The organism is Luteimonas panaciterrae (assembly GCF_020511115.1).
GTDB classification, from domain to species: Bacteria; Pseudomonadota; Gammaproteobacteria; order Xanthomonadales; family Xanthomonadaceae; genus Luteimonas; species Luteimonas panaciterrae.
In genome coordinates, this window is the sequence record NZ_JAJAVH010000012.1 from 51,766 (window position 1) to 70,490 (window position 18,725).

Annotated in this window: 18 protein-coding genes; 14 read left to right on the plus strand and 4 right to left on the minus strand. The window is 64.6% G+C overall.

The features are described 5' to 3' along the window. Positions 1-3: 3 nt before the first annotated feature. The 3 genes from LG367_RS14465 (at position 4) to LG367_RS14475 (ending at position 2,520) form a co-directional block, all read left to right on the plus strand. On the plus strand, positions 4-393 hold the full coding sequence (locus LG367_RS14465; RefSeq protein WP_226469969.1) for a hypothetical protein: 390 nt from the start codon (positions 4-6) through the stop codon (positions 391-393). After that, the gene (gene nth, locus LG367_RS14470; RefSeq protein WP_226469970.1) at positions 390-1,091 is read left to right on the plus strand and encodes an endonuclease III; all 702 of its coding nucleotides are present in this window, start codon (positions 390-392) and stop codon (positions 1,089-1,091) included. The genes LG367_RS14465 and nth overlap by 4 nt, the downstream gene beginning before the upstream one ends. A 169-nt stretch (positions 1,092-1,260) precedes the next feature. Then, positions 1,261-2,520, plus strand: a complete 1,260-nt coding sequence (locus LG367_RS14475) for an OprO/OprP family phosphate-selective porin (protein WP_226469971.1) — start codon at positions 1,261-1,263, stop codon at positions 2,518-2,520. A gap of 91 nt (positions 2,521-2,611) precedes the next feature. On the opposite strand, the gene LG367_RS14480 is transcribed toward LG367_RS14475, so the two are convergent. Next, the gene (locus tag LG367_RS14480) at positions 2,612-3,919 is read right to left on the minus strand and encodes a LysM peptidoglycan-binding domain-containing protein (RefSeq protein WP_226469972.1); all 1,308 of its coding nucleotides are present in this window, start codon (positions 3,917-3,919) and stop codon (positions 2,612-2,614) included. Positions 3,920-4,167: 248 nt separating this feature from the next. Between LG367_RS14480 and pstS (LG367_RS14485) the strand changes: the two genes are divergently transcribed. Beyond that, positions 4,168-5,187, plus strand: a complete 1,020-nt coding sequence (gene pstS, locus LG367_RS14485; RefSeq protein ID WP_226469973.1) for a phosphate ABC transporter substrate-binding protein PstS — start codon at positions 4,168-4,170, stop codon at positions 5,185-5,187. Positions 5,188-5,253: 66 nt separating this feature from the next. On the opposite strand, the gene LG367_RS14490 is transcribed toward pstS (LG367_RS14485), so the two are convergent. Continuing rightward, positions 5,254-5,886, minus strand: coding sequence for a LysE family translocator (locus tag LG367_RS14490; protein WP_226469974.1), 633 nt, complete (start codon positions 5,884-5,886; stop codon positions 5,254-5,256). Between the two features lie 213 nt (positions 5,887-6,099). Between LG367_RS14490 and pstS (LG367_RS14495) the strand changes: the two genes are divergently transcribed. The 10 genes from pstS (LG367_RS14495) (at position 6,100) to rnt (ending at position 14,601) form a co-directional block, all read left to right on the plus strand. Continuing rightward, positions 6,100-7,194, plus strand: a complete 1,095-nt coding sequence (gene pstS, locus LG367_RS14495; protein ID WP_226469975.1) for a phosphate ABC transporter substrate-binding protein PstS — start codon at positions 6,100-6,102, stop codon at positions 7,192-7,194. 85 nt (positions 7,195-7,279) lie between these two features. Then, positions 7,280-8,251 (plus strand): phosphate ABC transporter permease subunit PstC, encoded by a 972-nt coding sequence (gene pstC, locus LG367_RS14500; protein WP_226469976.1) that lies wholly within the window; start codon positions 7,280-7,282, stop codon positions 8,249-8,251. After that, positions 8,251-9,141 (plus strand): phosphate ABC transporter permease PstA, encoded by an 891-nt coding sequence (gene pstA, locus LG367_RS14505; protein ID WP_226469977.1) that lies wholly within the window; start codon positions 8,251-8,253, stop codon positions 9,139-9,141. The genes pstC and pstA overlap by 1 nt, the downstream gene beginning before the upstream one ends. A 27-nt stretch (positions 9,142-9,168) precedes the next feature. Continuing rightward, positions 9,169-10,002, plus strand: coding sequence for a phosphate ABC transporter ATP-binding protein PstB (gene pstB, locus LG367_RS14510; RefSeq protein WP_226469978.1), 834 nt, complete (start codon positions 9,169-9,171; stop codon positions 10,000-10,002). Positions 10,003-10,076: 74 nt separating this feature from the next. Next, the gene (gene phoU / locus LG367_RS14515) at positions 10,077-10,781 is read left to right on the plus strand and encodes a phosphate signaling complex protein PhoU (protein ID WP_226469979.1); all 705 of its coding nucleotides are present in this window, start codon (positions 10,077-10,079) and stop codon (positions 10,779-10,781) included. A 218-nt stretch (positions 10,782-10,999) separates the two neighbouring features. Beyond that, positions 11,000-11,578 (plus strand): RNA polymerase sigma factor, encoded by a 579-nt coding sequence (locus tag LG367_RS14520; RefSeq protein ID WP_226469980.1) that lies wholly within the window; start codon positions 11,000-11,002, stop codon positions 11,576-11,578. A gap of 48 nt (positions 11,579-11,626) precedes the next feature. Next, positions 11,627-12,118 (plus strand): HvfA family oxazolone/thioamide-modified RiPP metallophore, encoded by a 492-nt coding sequence (locus LG367_RS14525; RefSeq protein ID WP_226469981.1) that lies wholly within the window; start codon positions 11,627-11,629, stop codon positions 12,116-12,118. A gap of 92 nt (positions 12,119-12,210) precedes the next feature. Then, positions 12,211-13,134 (plus strand): HvfB family MNIO-type RiPP peptide maturase, encoded by a 924-nt coding sequence (locus tag LG367_RS14530; RefSeq protein WP_226469982.1) that lies wholly within the window; start codon positions 12,211-12,213, stop codon positions 13,132-13,134. Then, a complete protein-coding gene (locus LG367_RS14535; RefSeq protein WP_226469983.1) occupies positions 13,131-13,904 on the plus strand; it encodes an HvfC family RiPP maturation protein in 774 nt (257 codons plus the stop codon). The genes LG367_RS14530 and LG367_RS14535 overlap by 4 nt, the downstream gene beginning before the upstream one ends. Before the next feature lie 58 nt (positions 13,905-13,962). Next, entirely contained in the window at positions 13,963-14,601 is a 639-nt protein-coding gene (rnt, locus tag LG367_RS14540; RefSeq protein WP_226469984.1) for a ribonuclease T, read from the plus strand. On the opposite strand, the gene LG367_RS14545 is transcribed toward rnt, so the two are convergent. Together LG367_RS14545 and LG367_RS14550 are read right to left on the minus strand one after the other, a co-directional pair. After that, positions 14,598-15,506, minus strand: a complete 909-nt coding sequence (locus LG367_RS14545) for a cation diffusion facilitator family transporter (RefSeq protein WP_226469985.1) — start codon at positions 15,504-15,506, stop codon at positions 14,598-14,600. The genes rnt and LG367_RS14545 overlap by 4 nt on opposite strands. Beyond that, the gene (locus tag LG367_RS14550) at positions 15,503-18,646 is read right to left on the minus strand and encodes an efflux RND transporter permease subunit (RefSeq protein ID WP_226469986.1); all 3,144 of its coding nucleotides are present in this window, start codon (positions 18,644-18,646) and stop codon (positions 15,503-15,505) included. Before LG367_RS14550 ends, LG367_RS14545 begins: the two co-directional genes overlap by 4 nt. Between the last annotated feature and the right edge of the window lie 79 nt (positions 18,647-18,725).

The window sequence follows — 18,725 nt, forward strand, 5'->3', positions numbered from 1 at the left end:
TCGATGTCCGCTCCCGCCGAACCGGATCACGTTGACGGCTGCGATAGCGAACTGCGCGCGCGGCTGATCCGGTTGCTGGATACCGACGACGTGGATGCCGCTATCGATGCCGGCTTGATGCAGTACGTGCCCTGCCCCGCTTGCGATTCCAACGATGCGCAAGCCGCGCTGGATTCCGCGCGCATTCGTGCGACGCAACGGCGACTGACCGACGCCTGGGCAGCGCGCGACCGCTATCACGCACGCAATGCACGTCTGCAACGCCGCGAAGCCGAACGCGCGGCGCGGCGCGCGCCCGCGCGCGCTCATGCTGATCCACGAACACCCTCGCTACCACCCGCGGCAGCGGCGGCGCTGGCACGCGCCAAGGCGAAGGCGGCAAGCAAGCCATGACCGCATCCAAGACCGCAGCAAATCGTCGCAGCAAAACGTTGAAACCCGACGAAGTCCGCGAACTGTTCTCGCGGCTGGCGGAACTCAATCCAAAACCAACTACCGAACTCGTTTACTCCACGCCGTACGAACTTCTAGTCGCGGTAATCCTGTCGGCGCAAGCAACCGACGTTGGCGTCAACAAGGCCACGCGGCATCTGTTCCCGGTCGCCAACACACCGGCGAAGATGATCGCGCTCGGCGAGGAAGGTCTGAAGCGCTACATCGCCACCATCGGCCTGTTCAACGGCAAGGCCGCGAACGTGATCGCGATGTCGCGGCAATTGCTGGAGCAGCACGGCGGCGAAGTGCCGCGCACGCGCGAGGCATTGGAAGCCTTGCCCGGCGTCGGCCGCAAGACCGCGAACGTGGTGCTCAACACGGCCTTTGGTGAGCCGACTATCGCCGTGGACACCCACATCTTCCGCGTCTCCAACCGCACCGGGCTGGCGCCGGGCAAGGACGTGCGCGCGGTCGAGGACAAACTCCTGAAAGTGGTGCCGGCCGAATATCGGCAGGACGCTCACCACTGGCTGATCCTGCACGGCCGTTACGTATGCAAGGCACGCAAGCCGGATTGCCCGCAGTGCGTGATCCGGGATCTGTGCCGGTTCCCCGACAAGACTCCCGGTGAGCGGGTGAAGACGGGCCCCTTCTGACGATTGCCGGCCCGCCGGGTTCGGCCTCGTCATCACTTGGTCATCGAAACGCAAACTCGACACGAGAGTCTTGAGGATGGCGTGTGTTGCGTCCCGTGCCGGCTGTCATCTCAACGAAATATTCACGCCATAACCTGCGCGGCGTCTCTCCACGCCCCAGGGCCCTGCCATGAAACTCTCCCGCTCCACCCTCGCGGTTGCCTTGCTGGCAGCCGTCGCCGCGCCCGCGGCGCACGCTGAAATCACTCTCGACGTCATCGGCGGCTCCGAAGTCAGCTTCGAAGGCCTGGTCCAGGCCGAAGGCAACTGGTACGACAACGATGTTCTCGATCTCAACAGCGGCGGTTCCAGCGGCGGCGCCGCCAGCGCCGGCTCCAACGGCAAGAACAGCGAGTTCGGCATCCGCCGTGCCGAGATCATCCTCAAGGGCAAAGGCCCCGGCAATTTCGAGTGGACCCTCGGCTACGACGCCAGCAGCAACAAGACGGCGAACGTGACCAATCCGTCCAACGACGACACGACCAAGGTCGGCTCCGACGTCGTCAGCAGCGGCAAGTGGCTGGACGTCAACATCAAGTACAAGATTGGTGGCAACGCCAACCATTACCTGCAGGTGGGCCAGTACAAGCAGCCCAACAGCATGGAAGAGCTGTCCAGCACCCGCTTCAACGACTTCATCTCCAAGGCCGCGGTCACCAACACGTATGCGGTTGCCCGCCGCACCGGTATCGCCTACAGCTACGGCGACAACAACTGGAGCCTGACCGGCAGCGTGTTCGGACGCGAACTGACGCGCAATCTGGGTGAAGGCTCTGGCTATGGCCTGCGCGGCACCTGGGCACCGATCAACGAGACCGGCAATATCCTGCACTTCGGCGCGGCCTACGTGACCTACGATGCCCAGGACGTCAACGGTATCAGCACGTTCCGTCTACGCGCGCGTCCGAACGCCGACCTGGCGCCGGTGCGCCTGGTCGACAGCGGCAATCTGCTCTTCGCCGACGACATCGGCATCTGGAGCGTGGAAGGTCTGTGGGTCAGCGGCCCGTTCAAGGTGCAGGGCGAGTACTACAACGCCAATCTGAAGCGCAAGAACGGCTTCGACGACTACAAGACCGATGGCGGCTACATCAGCGGCGTGTGGAACATCTCCGGCGAGACCTGGGGCTACAAGGCCGGCGTGCCGGTCACCAACCTGCCGGAAGATCCGAGCGCCGGTATGTGGCAGCTGGGCCTGCGCTACGACACCATCAACCTGGACGACGGTGTCGTGAAGGGCGGCGAGCAGAAGATCTGGACCGCCGGCGTCAACTGGTACTGGCGCTCGAACTTCAAGTTCGCCCTGAACTACGTCAAGGTGAGCAGCGAGCGCAAGGGCATCAGCGACGATCCGAACATCGTCGAAGGCCGCATCCAGTTCTATTGGTAATCGCTGCCGGCAATCCGGATAGCACCGCAAAAAGAAAGAGCACGGCCACTGGCCGTGCTCTTTTTTTGTTTGCGTGCCGGAATGACTTCGCTTACTTCGCGGCCGCCTGATCGATGAGCTTGTTCAAGGTCGCGTCGTTGCCGTAGCGCTCCTTCAGTTCCTGCACACTCACGCCTTCGCCAAGCTCCTGCTTCGCGGCATTCACGAATGCCGTGTCGGCGGTGCTGATGGCATTGGTATCGCTCTTGCCATGAGCATCGGCGACGCTCTTGGCAGCCGCATTGGTGTCATACGCCGACGACAGCGGCGCGCTCTGCGTGGCTTCGCCACCGATCGGGTTAGTCGCGCTCGCCGGCTTGCCGGCGGCATCGACGATCTTGTCGATGGTGGCGTCATCCAGCTTCACATGCTCGTCGGCCTTCAGGCGCGCCTTGATGGCATCCGGGCTGGAACCGCTGGCCAGCTCGCTCCGGATCGACTGCTCCAGATCGATCTTCGCCGCGGCGATCGCGTTCTCCTTACCGGTGACCTGGCTGTCGGTGCTGGCGCTCCTGGATTGCGCCTCCGACACCTGATGCGCCGCGCGCCCGGTGGACAGAACCTGATCAACCAGTTTGTTGAGATCGGGATCGTTGCCGTAGCGCGCCTTGATCTCATCGGCGCTGGTGCCCTGCGCCAATTCCTCGGTGACCGCGCCCTTGAAATCGTCCTGCGCCTTGGTCAGCTGATTCTGTTTGTTGGTGCTCTGGCTGTCGGTGCTGACATGCAGACCACGCGCCTCGTCGTAGGCCTTGGCGGCGGCGTTGGCGTCGGCGGCCGGCGTCAGCGGCGCGCCTTCGCGCGAACCGCCGAGGGGATTGGAAGCGCTCGCCGGCTTGGAGGCGGCGTCCACGATCCGGTCGATGTCGGCATCGCTGACATTGGGAAGATCCTGCGACTTCAGGCGCGACTTGATGTCGTTGGGATCGCCGCCAGCGGCGATCTCCTGACGGACGGCGGCATCGAGGTTGGCCTCGGCATCGGCCGTGGCGCTTTCCTTGCCGGTGACCTGGGAATCGGTGCTGGCCGGCTGCGACTTGGTATCGCTCAGATCGCGCGCGGCGGCATCGGTCTTCTCGGGCGAACCCTCCTTGCCACGCACGAACACCGTCTCGCCCGGATAGATCAGGTCGGGATTGCGTTCGGCGTACTGCGGATTGTCCTTGTAGAAGGCCTGCATGTTCGGCGGATTGCCGTAGCCGTTCTCGGCGGCGATCTGGCTCAGGTTGTCGCCGGGCTGGACCGTGTACGGCGTCGTGCCATCCGGCGGCTTGACCTCGCCCGATTTCACTTCGTCGATCGTGACCAGGGCCGAGTCGTTGAACTTCGGACCCGCATAGGAAATGTCACCGTTTGCCATGCTGGGAAACCCGCGGAAATGAAGGCTCCCACACGCTAACGCCGCGCGGTGCGGATGGCATCTGGGGGCGACCCTAGGCGAGCACGAATCCAGTACGAACTGGGTCACGGATCGGATCGCAGCCCTTTCGAGAGGGCAAACCGTCGGCGTGGCCACCCTTGCCATCAAATTGTCACGAAACCGTTATGGAATGTGCACAGCCGGGCGACGCCCGCCTCTTTCCTGCATCCCATCCGGGGGACACGTTCATGTTCAGCAAGATCAACGTCCGCATCGCCACGCTCGCGCTGGCGGCGGCCTTTACCGTCAACGCCCATGCCGCCGACGTCACCGGCGCGGGCGCCTCGTTCATCTATCCGGTGATGAGCAAGTGGTCGTCCGATTACTCCAAGGCGACCGGCAAGCAGGTGAATTACCAGTCGATCGGCTCCGGCGGCGGTATCGCCCAGATCAAGGCCGGCACGGTCGATTTCGGTTCCTCCGACGCGCCGCTGAAGCCCGATGACCTGGCCAAGTCCGGCCTCGCCCAGTTCCCGTCGGTGATCGGCGGCGTGGTGCCGGTGATCAACGTGCCGGGCATCGCCTCGGGCGCGCTGAAGCTCGACGGCGAGACCCTCGGCAACATCTTCCTCGGCAAGATCACCAAGTGGAACGATCCGGCCATCGTCGCCCTCAACGGCGGCGTGACGCTGCCCGACAGCAAGATCACGATCGTGCATCGCTCCGACGGCTCGGGCACCAGCTTCAACTTCACCAACTACCTGTCCAAGGTCAACGCGGACTGGAAGAGCAAGGTCGGCGAAGGCACTTCGGTGAAATGGCCGATCGGCATCGGCGGCAAGGGCAACGAGGGCGTCGCGGCCTACGTGAAGCAGATCAAGGGCGGCATCGGCTACGTCGAGTTCTCCTACGCGCTGCAGAACAAGCTCACCTTCACGCGCATGAAGAACGCCGCCGGCAACTTCGTGCAGCCACGCGACGATACCTTCCAGGCCGCCGCCGCGGGCGCCGACTGGGCCAACGCCAAGGACTTCTACCTGGTGATGACCAACGCCGCTGGCGAGAACTCCTGGCCGATCACCGCCACCAACTTCATCCTCATGTACAAGCAGCCGAAGAACGCGGCTAGTGCCAAGGACGCGAAGGAATTCTTCAAGTGGGTGTACGCCAACGGCGACGCCCAGGCCAAGGCGCTCGATTACGTGCCGCTGCCCGACAGCCTGGTGCAGCAGATCGAAGCGTACTGGTCGCAGAACATGTCTTACTGATGCTCTCTCCTGTGGGTCCTCTCCATGACCATGCGGGCCTTCGGGCCCGCTTTTTTTTGCGGGGAGTCAGCCGCGCTGCTGCGCCGCGAGCCGCAGGCCGAGCGCGATGAACACCGTGCCGGTCAGGCGCTGACGCCAGCGTCCGGCACCACCGCGGAAACGGCTTCCGAAACGACCGACCGCGAAGCTCAGGAACAGATCGTTGGCGAATCCGACTATCGCCAGCAGCGCGCCGAGAATCAGGAACTGCAGCCACACCATCCCGCGCTCCGGACGCACGAACTGCGGCAGGAACGCCAGGAAGAACAGCGCCACCTTGGGGTTGAGCAGACCAGTCAGCACCGAACGCAGATAAACGCTGCGCGCCGAGACCGGTACCGCCTCTTCTTCCGTGCCGGAAACATCGCCACCGCTGCGCCAGGCCTTGATGCCGAGCCAGATCAGATAGGCCGCGCCGCAATACTTGATCACCTCGAACGCCAGCGCCGAGGTCGCCAGTAGCGCCGACAGGCCGAGGCCGGCGGCAACGGCATGCAGCAGGGTCGCCGTCTCCAGTCCGAGCCCGGCATGCACGCCGCGGCGCATGCCGCCGCCGGCGGCGTTGGCCGCGATCCAGGCGGTGCCAGGCCCCGGCATCAGCACCAGTACGACCGCGGCGGCCAGATAGGCGATCAGGGTATGGGCATCGAACAACGGCATGAGGCGTCCCTGGATGGGGGCGCCCGGCAGAGCGCCCTAAGCCCAGTGTGCCGCTGAATCACCGATCGCGGCGACTCCGCCGTGGGACTGAGCATTTCAGGCCGTTTTCGCCGTCCCGGTGCCGCCCGTCTCGTTCGTCATTTGGTTGTAACAAAAACATCATTTCATATCGACAACCGCTGGCCATTGGCCGGCTACCTCTCGGAGTCGCCCATGAACCTCGCCCCGGTCCGATTGGCCGCATTGACCCTCTCCACCCTGCTCTTCGTCGCGGCCTGCAAGCCCGGCGGCGATCAGGCGCCAGCCGCGAACGGCAACGAGCCCGCCGCGGGCGCCGCGCAGAGCGGCGACAAAGTCACCGCCGAGATCACCGGCGCCGGCGCGACCTTCATCTATCCGCTGATCTCCAAATGGTCGGCCGACTACAACAAGACCACCGGCAACAAGGTCAACTACCAGTCGATCGGCTCCGGCGGCGGCATCGCGCAGATCAAGGCCGGCACCGTCGACTTCGGTTCCAGCGACAAGCCGCTGCCCAGCGATGAACTCGCGGCCGCAGGACTCGGCCAGTTCCCGTCGGCGATCGGCGGCGTCGTGCCGGTCGTGAATCTCGAAGGCATCGAATCCGGCAAGCTGCGCCTGACCGGCGCGCTGCTGGCCGACATCTTCCTGGCCAAGATCACCACCTGGAACGATCCGGCCATCGCCGCCGCGAATCCGGGCGTGACGCTGCCCTCGACCAAGATCAACATCGTCCATCGCTCGGACGGCTCCGGCACCAGCTTCAACTTCACCAACTACCTGTCCAAGGTCAGCGCCGACTGGAAGGCGAAGGTCGGCGAAGGCACCTCGGTGCAGTGGCCGGGCGGCGTCGGCGGCAAGGGCAACGAAGGCGTGGCCTCCTACGTGCAGCAGATCAAGGGTTCGATCGGCTACGTCGAACTCGCCTACGCGCTGCAGAACAAGATGACCTACCTGGCGCTGCAGAACGCCGCCGGCAACTTCGTGCAGCCGAGCGCGGAATCGTTCCAGGCCGCCGCCGCGTCCGCCGACTGGAAGAACGCCAAGGACTTCAACCTGGTGATCACCAACGCCGCCGGCGCGGATGCCTGGCCGATCACCGCCACCAATTTCATCCTGATGCACAAGCAGCCCAAGGATGCCGCGCGTTCGAAGCACACGCTGGAGTTCTTCAAGTGGGCCTACGAGCAGGGCCAGGACCAGGCGAAGTCGCTCGACTACGTGCCGCTGCCGCCGGAACTGGTGCAGCAGATCGAGGCGTACTGGGCGTCCGAGTTCAAGGGATGATCCTGGCCCGCGACGCGGGCCATGACGGCAAGACACAACATCCCCACCACAGCGGGAAAGAGCAGTCGCAGGGCATACGCACGACATGAACGCCACCACCCTTTCCGCACAAATCGCGCCCACCGGGCGCGACATCCGCGACGCGCGCAACGATCGCTTCTTCCGCTACGCGCTCACCGGCGCCGTCATCTTCGTGCTGGTGGCGCTGGCGAGCGCGGCACTGTCGATGCTGTGGGGCGGACGCGACGTGCTGTCGGAAGAAGGCCTGAGCTTCTTCTATTCCTCGGAATGGAATCCGGTCGAGAACAAGTACGGCGCGCTGGCGCCGATCTACGGCACCATCGTCACCGCGATCATTGCCATGCTGATCGGCGTGCCGATCAGCTTCGGTATCGCCCTGTTCCTCACCGAAGTGGCGCCGCGCTGGCTGCGCGGCCCGGTCGGCAGCGCGATCGAACTGCTCGCCGGCATTCCCTCGATCATCTACGGCATGTGGGGCCTGTTCGTGCTGGTGCCGGTGATGACCGAATACGTCACACCCTGGCTCAACGACAATCTCGGTACGCTGCCGGTGATCGGCCGCCTGTTCCAGGGGCCACCGCTCGGCATCGGCATTCTCACCGCCGGCTTCGTGCTGGCGATCATGGTGATTCCCTTCATCAGCTCGGTGATGCGCGAGGTCTTCCTCACCGTGCCGACGCGATTGAAGGAATCGGCGTACGCGCTCGGCTCCACGCGCTGGGAAGTGAGCTGGGACATCGTGCTGCCCTACACGCGCTCGGCGGTGATCGGCGGCATCTTCCTCGGCCTCGGCCGCGCGCTGGGCGAAACCATGGCGGTCGCCTTCGTGGTCGGCAACTCGGTCTCGCTGTCGGCCTCGCTGCTGGAACCCGGCACCACGATCGCCGCGCTGATCGCCAACGATTTCGGCGAGGCGACGCAGACCTACCGCTCCGCGCTGCTCCTGCTTGGCTTCGTCTTGTTCATCGTCACCTTCGTCGTGCTCGCCATCGCCCGCTTCATGCTGATGCAGCTCTCGCGCAAGGAGGGCAACTGATGAACGCCACCACGCTGACCGCCGAGCAACGTTACGCGGACAAACTGTACGGCCGCCGCAAGATCATCAATGGCATCGCCCTGGCGATGTCCTGCGTCGCGGCGATCTTCGGCCTGATCTTCCTCGCCTGGATCCTGTGGACGCTGCTGTCGCGCGGCATCCAGGGCATCAACTGGAAGCTGTTCACGGAGATCACCCCGCCGCCGATGGAAGAAGGCGGCCTGATGAACGCCTTCAAGGGTTCGTTCCTGATGTGCGCGATGGGCATCCTGATCGGTACGCCGCTCGGCATCGCCGCCGGCACCTGGCTCGCCGAATACGGCAACGCGCGCAAGCTGGGCACGGTGGTGCGCTTCGTCAACGACATCCTGCTGTCGGCACCGTCGATCGTGCTCGGCCTGTTCGTCTACACGCTGGTGGTGATGCAGCTGGCCGGCGGCGACTTCTCCGCGCTCGCCGGCGCGATCGCGCTGGCCTTCATCGTGCTGCCGGTGGTGGTGCGCACCACCGACGAGATGCTGCGGCTGGTACCGGCGCAGATGCGCGAGGCCGCGCTCTCGCTCGGCGTGCCGCAGTGGAAAGTCATCATCCAGGTGCTGTACCGCAGCGCTTCGGCGGGCATCGTCACCGGCATCCTGCTGGCGCTGGCGCGCATCAGCGGCGAGACCGCGCCACTGCTGTTCACCGCCTTCGGCAATCTCTACGACAGCAACAACATCTTCAAACCGATGGCCAGCGTCCCGGTCGTGATGTACCAGTTCGCCGGCAGCCCGTACGACAACTGGCGCACGCTAGCCTGGGCCGGCGCGCTGGTGCTCACCGTTTTCGTCCTGCTGGTCAGCCTCGGGGCGCGCACGCTACTGCTGCGCAAGCGCATCTCGCACGACTAATCCGCACGATCCATCCGGAACTTCCCCATGAACGATCTCCACCACATCGAAGACACCGCCCCCCGCAGGATCGCGACGCAATCGCGCGCGACCGAGCCCGCGGCGGCACCGGTCAAGATCGCGGCGCGCAACCTCGATTTCTACTACGACAAGTTCCACGCACTGAAGTCGATCAACCTCGAGATTCCGGAGAAGCGCGTCACCGCGTTGATCGGCCCTTCGGGTTGCGGCAAATCCACGCTGTTGCGCATCTTCAACCGCATCTACGCGCTGTATCCGAAGCTGACGGCGACCGGTGAGGTGCTGCTCGACGGCGAGAACATCCTCTCGCCGAAGTACCCGATGAACCGTCTGCGCAGCAAGGTCGGCATGGTGTTTCAGAAGCCCGTGCCGTTCCCGATGACGATCTACGAGAACATCGCCTACGCGATCCGTCATCACGAGAAGCTGTCGAAGTCGGAAATGAACGATCGCGTCGAGCACGCGCTGCGCCAGGGCGCGCTGTGGGACGAGGTCAAGGACAAGCTCTCGCAAAGCGCGCTCGGCCTCTCCGGCGGCCAGCAGCAGCGCCTGTGCATCGCGCGCGCGGTGGCACTCAAGCCGAGCGTCCTGCTGCTCGACGAACCGACCTCGGCGCTGGACCCGATCTCCACCAGCCGCATCGAGCAGCTGGTCGAGGAGCTGAAGGTGGATTACACCATCGCCATCGTCACCCACAACATGCAGCAGGCCGCGCGCGTGTCCGATTTCACCGCCTTCATGTACCTGGGCGATCTGATCGAGCATGGCGCGACCGAGACGATCTTCTCGAACCCCACCAAGCAGCAGACCGAAGACTACATCACCGGCAGATTTGGGTGAGGAATCGCGCTTAGCCGATGTCCGATCGGCAGACGACAACCTCAGCATTCATCGAAACGCATCCGAGAACCCACATGAGCACCCAGCCCCACGACCACATCGTCAAGAGCTACGACGAAGAACGCCGCCGCATCCAGAGCGACGTCCTGCGCATGGGCGAGATGGCCACTGCGCAACTGGAGGCCGCGCTCGATGTGGTCGAGCGACGCGACGACCGCGCCGCGGAACGCATCATCGGCAACGACGAGGAGATCGACACGCTCGAGCGCACGATCAGCCACGATGCCATGACGCTCGCCCTGCGCGGGCCGCTGGCGCGCGATCTGCGCGAGATCCTCTCCACCCTGCGCGTTGTCTCCGACATCGAACGCATCGGCGACTATGCCGCCAACGTCGCCAAGCGCTCGATCGCGCTCAACCTAGCGCCGCCGCTGCCGCACACCCGCGGCCTGCACGCGCTGGGCGCGCTCGCCGCGCAGCAGGTGCGCGACGTGCTGGAAGCCTATCGCGACAACGACGCCGAAGTGGCGGTGAAGATTCGCGAACGCGACGCCGACCTGGACGCGCAGTACACCGGCCTGTTCCGCGAACTGCTCACCTACATGATGGAAGACGCACGCGCCATCACGCCGTGCACGCATCTCCTGTTCATGGCCAAGAACATCGAGCGCATCGGCGACCACGCCACCAACATCGCCGAGAACATCTGGTTCCAGGTGCATGGTGAAGAGCCATTGCCGCCCCGCGAGAAGCGCGACGAGACCAACACGGCCGCCTGAGCGGCCTGATCGAAGCCACCCGACGCGGCAGACGTCTTGCTCCGCGCGGGATCATGCTGCACTGCAACTTCGATCGCGCGCCCCTGCTTCCGGGGATAAACCAGCGCTGAACCCATTCAGCTCACTTTTGCGGCGGCGCGCAACGCCCGCCGCACTGCCGGCCTCCTGTATTGCGTGCGGATGATCGTCATCCGCTATCTTGCGCACACAGGGAGCCCATGACCGATCAGTCCGCCGAGTCCAGCAATGCCGGCAGCGCATTCCAGCAGCAGCTCCAGCGCGCGCGCTCGGGCGATCGCGCCGCCCTGGAACGCGTGCTCGCGCATTCGCGCCAGGACTTGCGCCGTTATGCCGAATATCACTGCGAGATCAACGACGTCGAGGACGCCGTGCAGGAAAGCCTGCTGCTGATTTCGCGCAAACTCGGCGGCCTGCGCGCGCTCGAGGCCTACACCTCCTGGTTGTTCCGCATCATCAAACGTGAATGCAATCGCCTCAAGCGGGCGCGCCGGCATCTGGTGTTGCTGCCGACCCTCGAGGAGATCGACGGGCCGTACTACCCCGCCCCCGACGGACTGCTCCGCGACGTGGCCGCGGCGTTGGCGGCGATGCCCGCCCACTACCGTGAGATCGTCCTGCTGCGCGACCTGGAAGGTTTGACCATCGCCGAGATCGCCACGCAGCTTGACCTCCATCCCGAAGCCGCCAAGGCCCGCTTGCATCGCGCACGCAGCCTGGCGCGACAATACCTGTCCCCCGCACCCGAGATTCCCGAAGCCTTAACCGTTGCCGGTTAACATCACCACCCCTTGCGGGCCCAGCCCGCACCAATAGGAGAGAGCATCATGTCCAACACGAAGAAGCCCGTCGCACTCGCCATCGGCGCCACCCTTGCCGGCGGCTTGATGCTGTCCGGCTCCGCTTTCGCGTCCACGCAGCTGGCACAGGGTTACCTGCTGGGCGCAGCACAGGACACCCCCACCGCCGAGAAGGCGAAGGAAGGTTCCTGCGGCGGCGACAAAACGAAGAAGGAAGGCAGCTGCGGCGGCGAGAAAAAGGCCGAGGGCAAGTGCGGTGAAGGCAAGTGTGGCGAGGGCAAATGCGGTATCGCCAAGGCCGACACCGACAAAGACGGCAAGGTTTCGCGCGCCGAATTCACCACCGCCCATCCCGGTAAAGATGCCAAGTTCGACAGCATCGACACCAACAAGGATGGCTTCATCGACGAAGCCGAGGCAAAAGCACATCACGAAGGCAAGTGCGGCGCCGACAAGAAGGCCGGCGAAAAGGGTGCCGAGGGCAAGTGCGGTGAAGGCAAGTGCGGTGGTTCCGTCTGATATGAGTCATCGAACCTCCCCCTCTCGCAGGGGGAGGTTCGTCACAAGCGGCATGCGTTGCATGCCTTCTCCCTGAAGTTACTCTCGACTCCATGAGTCCTCAGCCTCTCGCTCCCGACGCCGCCGGACTGGGGCTGCGCAGATCCCTGCTCGATCCGCTGCAGGCGGCCATGCCCGGCACCTTCGATTTCCTCGAAGCCGCGCCCGAGAACTGGATCAGCGTCGGCGGCGTGCTCGGCGATCGTTTCGCCGAACTGATTTCCCGCTATCCCCTCGTCTGCCACGGCCTCTCGCTTTCCGTGGGCGGCCCCGCGCCGCTCGACGAAACGTTCCTGCGCAAGGTGCGCCGCTTCATGGACAAGCACTCGGTCTCGATCTACAGCGAACACCTGAGTGCCTGCGGCGACAGCCACGGCCAGCTCTACGATCTGCTGCCGCTGCCGTTCACCGAGGAAGCCGTCGCGCACGTGTCCGCGCGCATCCGCCGCACCCAGGACATCCTCGGCCAGCGCATCGCGGTGGAGAACATTTCCTACTACGCCGCGCCGTTCCAGGCGATGCCGGAGATCGATTTCGTCAATGCGGTGCTGAGCGAGGCCGATTGCCAACTACTGCTGGACGTCAACAACATCATCGTCAACGCGACCAACCATCGCTACGACCCCTACGAATTCCTGCACGCGCTTCCGGGCGAACGCGTGGCCTACATCCACGTCGCCGGCCATTACGACGAGGCCGAGGACCTGAAGGTCGACACCCACGGCGCCAGCGTCAGCGACCCGGTCTGGGATTTGCTGGCCGAGGCCTATCGCGTACATGGACGCAAACCGACGCTGCTCGAACGCGACTTCAACTTCCCGCCTTTCGAGGAACTGGTGGACGAACTCGGCACCGTGCGTCGGCAACTGGCGGAATTTGCGGATCCCTCCGCAAGAGCCTCTCGCCGCGCTGACGGCACGGCTCGGTCCGTGGCCGGACTTTCCAATGCAAAATCACGAAACTCATCCGCCGTATGAGCAGCCTGCAACAGCAACAGGATGCGCTCGCCGCCTACATTCGCGATCCGGATAACATCGCGCCGCCGCCCGGCATCGAGCCGCGCCGGCTGAAGATCTATCGCGAACTGTTCTTCAACAACGTCTCGGGATTGCTCGCCGGCAATTTCCCGGTCCTGCACCGCATCTACGGCGATGCGGGATGGCAGACGCTGATCCGCGACTTCTACCGCGACCACGAATGCCGCACACCGCTGTTCCCGGAGCTGCCGCGCGAATTCCTGCGCTATCTGGAAGCGCGGCTCATCGAGCCCTATGGCCAGCGCGGCGGCATCGCAGATCCCGTCTGGCTGTACGAACTCGCCCATTACGAATGGGTGGAGCTGGCGCTTCAGATCAGCGAAGCCTCCATCCACGACATTCCTCACGACTCCGACGGCGACCTGCTGGCAGGCAGCCCGGTCCTCTCCCCCCTGGCATGGCCGCTGGCCTACGCCTGGCCGGTCAACCGGATCGGCCCCGATTACAGGCCCGAAACGCCGCCATTGCAGCCCACGCTGTTGCTGCTTCGGCGCGAGAGCAACGGCAAGGTGAGTTTCCATGCACTGAGCCCGCTGACCTACCGCCTGCTGCAACGCCTCGACCTCGAACCGGAGCTGTCCGGCCACCAGCAGCTGCTGGCGCTTGCCGAAGAAGCGGCCGCCCAGGACCTCGACGCCTTTCTGCACGAGGGCCGGTCGATGCTGGCGCGGCTTCAGGAAGAAGGCACGGTGCTGGGGACACGCGCGTAATTCCCGGTTCCGGAACCGCGACTGCCGTCCCTGCCGCCAGCTTTGATAGGCTTGCGGCATGACGCAAGCCGATCCGAGCGCCGCCTTCCCCACATTCCGCAAGATGTCCGAGCGCTTCCGCGGCTTCCTTCCCGTCGTCGTGGACGTCGAGACCGGCGGCTTCGACTGGAATCGCCACGCCCTGCTGGAAATCGCCGTGCTGCCGATCGACCTCGACGAGGAAGGCCGGCTCATCCCCGGCGAAGGCGCGAGCGCGCACGTCATCCCGGCGCCTGGGACGCAAATCGATCCGAAGTCGCTGGAAGTCACCGGCATCGTCATCGATCACCCGTTCCGCTTCGCCAAGCCCGAGCGCGAGGCACTCGACCACGTCTTCGCAACGGTGCGCGCCGCCGTGCGCAAGTACGATTGCCAGCGCGCGATCCTGGTCGGCCACAACGCGCACTTCGACCTCAATTTCCTCAATGCGGCGATCGCGCGCACCGGCCACAAGCGCAGCCCGTTCCATCCCTTCAGCGTGTTCGACACCGTGACGCTGGCGGGCGTGGCCTACGGCCAGACCGTGCTCGCCCGCGCGGTGCAGGCGGCCGGCATGGAATGGAGTAGCGAGGATGCGCACTCGGCGGTCTACGACACCGAGCGCACCGCGCAGCTATTCTGCAGGATCGCCAACCAATGGAGCCGCGAGCGCGCCTAGGCGTGCAGGTCACCCGGTGCCGTCTCGTTCCCGCTGCAATCCTCCTGTTCGATCTGCAGCGTCGAATGTTCGATGCCGAAGCGGGTTTCCAGCATCTCGACTAGTGCGGCGCGTATCCGATCCGGTGACGCCTCCATATCGATGACGACGTGCGCGCTCAGCACCGGTTCGCGCGAACCCAAGGCCCAGGCATGCAGATCATGGAGCGAAGCCACGCCGGGTTGCGCCAGCAGCGTCTTGCGTATTTCGTCCAGGGACAATCCTTCCGGCACGCCCTGCATCAGCACGTTGCCGGCCTGACGCAGCAGCATCCAGGTGCGTGGCAGCACCCACAGGCCGATCAGGACGGCGACGATCGGATCGACTGGCGTCCATCCCGTAAGCTTGATCACGATCGCGCCCGCGATCACGCCGATCGATCCGAGCATGTCGGCCCAGACTTCGAGATACGCACCCTTGACGTTGAGGCTCTCGCCGCTTCCCGCGCGCAATAGGCGCATCGAGATCAGATTCACCACGAGTCCCAGCACCGCGATCACCAGCATGCCCGTGGAGGCGACTTCCGGCGGTTGCCGGAAGCGCCCGACCGCTTCCCAGAGGATGTAGATCGCGACCACGAACAGCAGGCCACCGTTGACCATCGCGCCGAGCGCTTCCATGCGCGCGTAGCCGTAGCTGCGCTTCGCGTCCGGCGGACGCCGGCTCAGCCGCACCGAGAACAACGAGATCGCCAGCGCGATCACGTCGGTCCCCATATGCGCCGCGTCGGACAGCAGCGCGAGGCTGTTGGTGACGATGCCACCCACCACCTCCGCCACCAGGAAGGCCGCGGTCAGGCCGAAGGCCCACCACAACGGTGTCTCGTGGCGGATTTCGCCCGTACCGTGATCGTGCCCCGCGCTCATGCGACATTCTCCTCATGCTCGCCACCGACATGCCTGCCTTCGGCACGCTTGCTTTCGACGCGATCCTCCAGCCACTCGTACAGCACCGGCAGCAGGATCAGCGTCAACAGCGTCGAACTGATCAATCCGCCGACCACCACCGTGGCCAGAGGCCGCTGGGTTTCCGCGCCGACGCCGCTCGACAGCAGCATCGGCACCAGGCCCAGAATCGCCACACTGGCGGTCATCAGCACCGGACGCAAGCGCAAGGCCGTGCCTTGCCGCACCGCTTCGCGCGGCGACAACCCCTTGCCTCGCAGTTCGTTGAGGAAGCTCACCAGCACGATGCCGTTGAGCATCGCCACTCCGAACACGGCGATGAAACCGATCGCCGAAGGCACCGACAGGTACTGCCCCGTCGCGAACAATGCCACCAGTCCGCCGATCGTGGCGAACGGTACGTTGGCGAGGATCAAGGCGGCGTATTTCACCGAATTGAACGCCGTGTAGAGCAGGACGAAGATGAAGAAGATCGTCACCGGCACGATCACCGCCAGCTTCGACAGCGCGCGCTGCTGGTTCTCGAACGCACCACCCCACTCGATCCAGTAACCGGGCGGCAGCTTCACCTGCTGTCCGATCGCGGCATTGGCCTCCTTGACGAAACCGTCGATGTCGCGGCCGCGCACGTCCATCTGGATCACGGCATAACGCTGCAGTTGCTCGCGACGCACGAAGGAGTATCCCTCCGCGATTTCAATCTGCGCCACTTCCGACAAAGGCACCACGGCGCCAGCCGATGTGCGCAGCGGAATCCGCCGCAACGCCTCCACCGAACCGCGAGTCGCCTCATCCAGCCGCACCGCGATATCGAAGCGCCTGACACCGTCCAACAACACACTGACCGGCTCGCCGCCCAGCCCGTTGCGGACGATCGTCAGCACATCCTCGGCATTCATGCCATGACGCGCCAGCTCCTGACGATCGACCTTGATGCGGATCTGCGGCTTGCCGACATTGGCCTCCAGCGACAGATCGGCCACGCCCGGCACTTTCCCGAGCACGCCCTTGATCTGCCCGCTCAAGCGATCGAGCTGCCCGAGATCGGTACCGTAAAGCTTCAACGCCAGCGTGGCGCGGACGCCGGAGATCAATTCCTCCACGCGCATCTGGATCGGCTGGGTATACCCGGGAACAACGTTGGGCACCTCCTTCTCCAGTGTTTCCTGCATCGCTTCTTCCAGTTGCTTGATGCTGCGGCCGCTGGTCCACTCCTTTTCCGGCTTGAGGGCGGTGTAGATCTCCATGTAATTGACGTCCGCGGTTTCGCCTTTCTCGGCGCGACCGATCATCGCCAGTGTGGTCTCGACCTCCGGGAATTTCTTGAACGCCTTGGCGATGATGTTGCTGGTCCGGATCGACTCGTTCAACGACGTCGATGGAATCCCGGTGACGCGCCACATGATCGAACCCTCCTGCAACTGCGGCATGAATTCCTTGCCGAGGAACGGGAACAGCGCCAGGCTCGCCAGCAACGCCGCCAGCGCGATACCCACCACCGCCTTCTTGCGGGCAAGCGCCCATTCCAGCAGCGGCTGGTAGCGGCGCTTCAGCCAGGCGACCAGCCATGTGTCCTTCTCTTCCTTGGGCTTGAGGATCATCGAGGCCAGCACCGGAATCAGCGTCAGGCTGAGCACCAGCGAACCCGCCATCGCGAAGGCGATGTTGAAGGCCATCGGCTTGAACATCTTCCCTTCCAGCCCTTCCAGCGAGAACAGCGGCAGGAACACGACGATGATGATCAGGATGGCGAAGGCGATCGGATTGGCGACTTCCTGCGCCGCCGCGAGCACCGCGGAAACACGGTTCACATGTTCACCGTGCGCACGACGCTCGGCCATGATGCGGAAGGCGTTCTCCACCATCACCACGGCGCCGTCCACCATCATGCCGATGCCGATGGCCAGACCCGCCAGCGACATCAGATTGGCCGACAGGCCGAACTGTCCCATGCCGATGAACGCGATCAGCATCGCCAGCGGCAGTGTCACGATCACCACCAGCGCGGATCTCAATTCACCGAGGAACAGGAACAGGATCACCGCCACGAGCAGCGAGCCTTCGATCAGCGCGCGCGTCGCCGTGCTGACCGCCTTGTTGACCAGATCGGTGCGCTCGTAGATCGGCTTCAACACGATGCCCTTGGGCAGGGCCGCGCGCACGACGTCCAGCTTGTCCTTCACCGCGGCGACGACGTTGCGCGCGTTCTCGCCGATGCGGGACAGCGCCATGCCGAGCACCACCTCTTCCCCGTCACGCGTGACCGCGCCGAAGCGTGGTGCCGGCGCTTCCACCACCTCGGCGACATCGCGTAAATAGATCGGCGCGCCATCCACGGCCTTGAGCACGATCGCGCCGATGTCCTCGGTCGACTTGAGCAGGCCGAGGCCACGCACCAGGAACTGCTCGCGCCCGACATCCATGACATTGCCGCCGACCTGGCCGTTGTTGGCGGGCAAGGCATTGATCACGTCGGCGAAGCCGAGCCCGCGCGCGTACAGTTTCTGCGGATCGATCCGCACCTGGAACTGGCGCTCGCCACCGCCCCAGGAACTGACATCGTCGACACCGGGAGCGGTCCGCAGGATCAGCCGCACCGTCCACTCCTGCCAGGTGCGCAGATCCATGTCGCTGACCTGCTGCTTGCTCACACCCGGCGCGCGCTCGATGGTGTACCAGTACACCTGCCCGAGACCGGACGTGTTCGGCCCCATGGATGGTTTACCGTAACCTTCCGGCAGGCGATCGCCGATTTCCTGCAGGCGTTCGTTGACCAGCTGCCGCGCGAAGAAGATGTCGGTGTCGTCGCTGAAGTACACCGAGACGTAGGACAGCCCGAACAGGCTGACCGAGCGGATTTCCTGCACTTTCGGCAGACCCGCCAGCGCGGATTCCACCGGCGTGGTGAGCAATTCCTCGACATCCTCCGCCGCCAGTCCAGGCGATTCGGTGTAGACGTTCACCTGCACCGGCGTGACGTCCGGGAACGCATCGATGGGTACGCTGCGCACCGCGCTGATGCCGAGAAAGGCAACGACCGCGAAGACGATCAGCACCAGGAATCGGTAACGCAGGGAAAGTTCGACAAGGCGGTTCAACATGACTCGCCTCCCGAACATTGAGCAGTGCGCACATCGCAGCAGCGCCGTCCGCGCGGCGAGGCATGCGCGCTCTTGCGGG

Bases quoted from the DNA above. Each gene is read 5' to 3' on its own strand.
- pstA (WP_226469977.1), top strand. From the start codon at position 8,251: ATGAACGCCACCACGCTGACCGCCGAGCAACGTTACGCGGACAAACTG.
- LG367_RS14480 (WP_226469972.1), bottom strand. From the start codon at position 3,919: ATGGCAAACGGTGACATTTCCTATGCGGGTCCGAAGTTCAACGACTCG.
- LG367_RS14520 (WP_226469980.1), top strand. From the start codon at position 11,000: ATGACCGATCAGTCCGCCGAGTCCAGCAATGCCGGCAGCGCATTCCAG.
- rnt (WP_226469984.1), top strand. From the start codon at position 13,963: ATGACGCAAGCCGATCCGAGCGCCGCCTTCCCCACATTCCGCAAGATG.
- pstS (WP_226469973.1), top strand. From the start codon at position 4,168: ATGTTCAGCAAGATCAACGTCCGCATCGCCACGCTCGCGCTGGCGGCG.
- LG367_RS14525 (WP_226469981.1), top strand. From the start codon at position 11,627: ATGTCCAACACGAAGAAGCCCGTCGCACTCGCCATCGGCGCCACCCTT.
- LG367_RS14465 (WP_226469969.1), top strand. From the start codon at position 4: ATGTCCGCTCCCGCCGAACCGGATCACGTTGACGGCTGCGATAGCGAA.
- pstC (WP_226469976.1), top strand. From the start codon at position 7,280: ATGAACGCCACCACCCTTTCCGCACAAATCGCGCCCACCGGGCGCGAC.
- LG367_RS14475 (WP_226469971.1), top strand. From the start codon at position 1,261: ATGAAACTCTCCCGCTCCACCCTCGCGGTTGCCTTGCTGGCAGCCGTC.
- LG367_RS14490 (WP_226469974.1), bottom strand. From the start codon at position 5,886: ATGCCGTTGTTCGATGCCCATACCCTGATCGCCTATCTGGCCGCCGCG.
- LG367_RS14550 (WP_226469986.1), bottom strand. From the start codon at position 18,646: ATGTTGAACCGCCTTGTCGAACTTTCCCTGCGTTACCGATTCCTGGTG.
- LG367_RS14530 (WP_226469982.1), top strand. From the start codon at position 12,211: ATGAGTCCTCAGCCTCTCGCTCCCGACGCCGCCGGACTGGGGCTGCGC.
- LG367_RS14535 (WP_226469983.1), top strand. From the start codon at position 13,131: ATGAGCAGCCTGCAACAGCAACAGGATGCGCTCGCCGCCTACATTCGC.
- LG367_RS14545 (WP_226469985.1), bottom strand. From the start codon at position 15,506: ATGAGCGCGGGGCACGATCACGGTACGGGCGAAATCCGCCACGAGACA.
- nth (WP_226469970.1), top strand. From the start codon at position 390: ATGACCGCATCCAAGACCGCAGCAAATCGTCGCAGCAAAACGTTGAAA.
- pstB (WP_226469978.1), top strand. From the start codon at position 9,169: ATGAACGATCTCCACCACATCGAAGACACCGCCCCCCGCAGGATCGCG.
- phoU (WP_226469979.1), top strand. From the start codon at position 10,077: ATGAGCACCCAGCCCCACGACCACATCGTCAAGAGCTACGACGAAGAA.
- pstS (WP_226469975.1), top strand. From the start codon at position 6,100: ATGAACCTCGCCCCGGTCCGATTGGCCGCATTGACCCTCTCCACCCTG.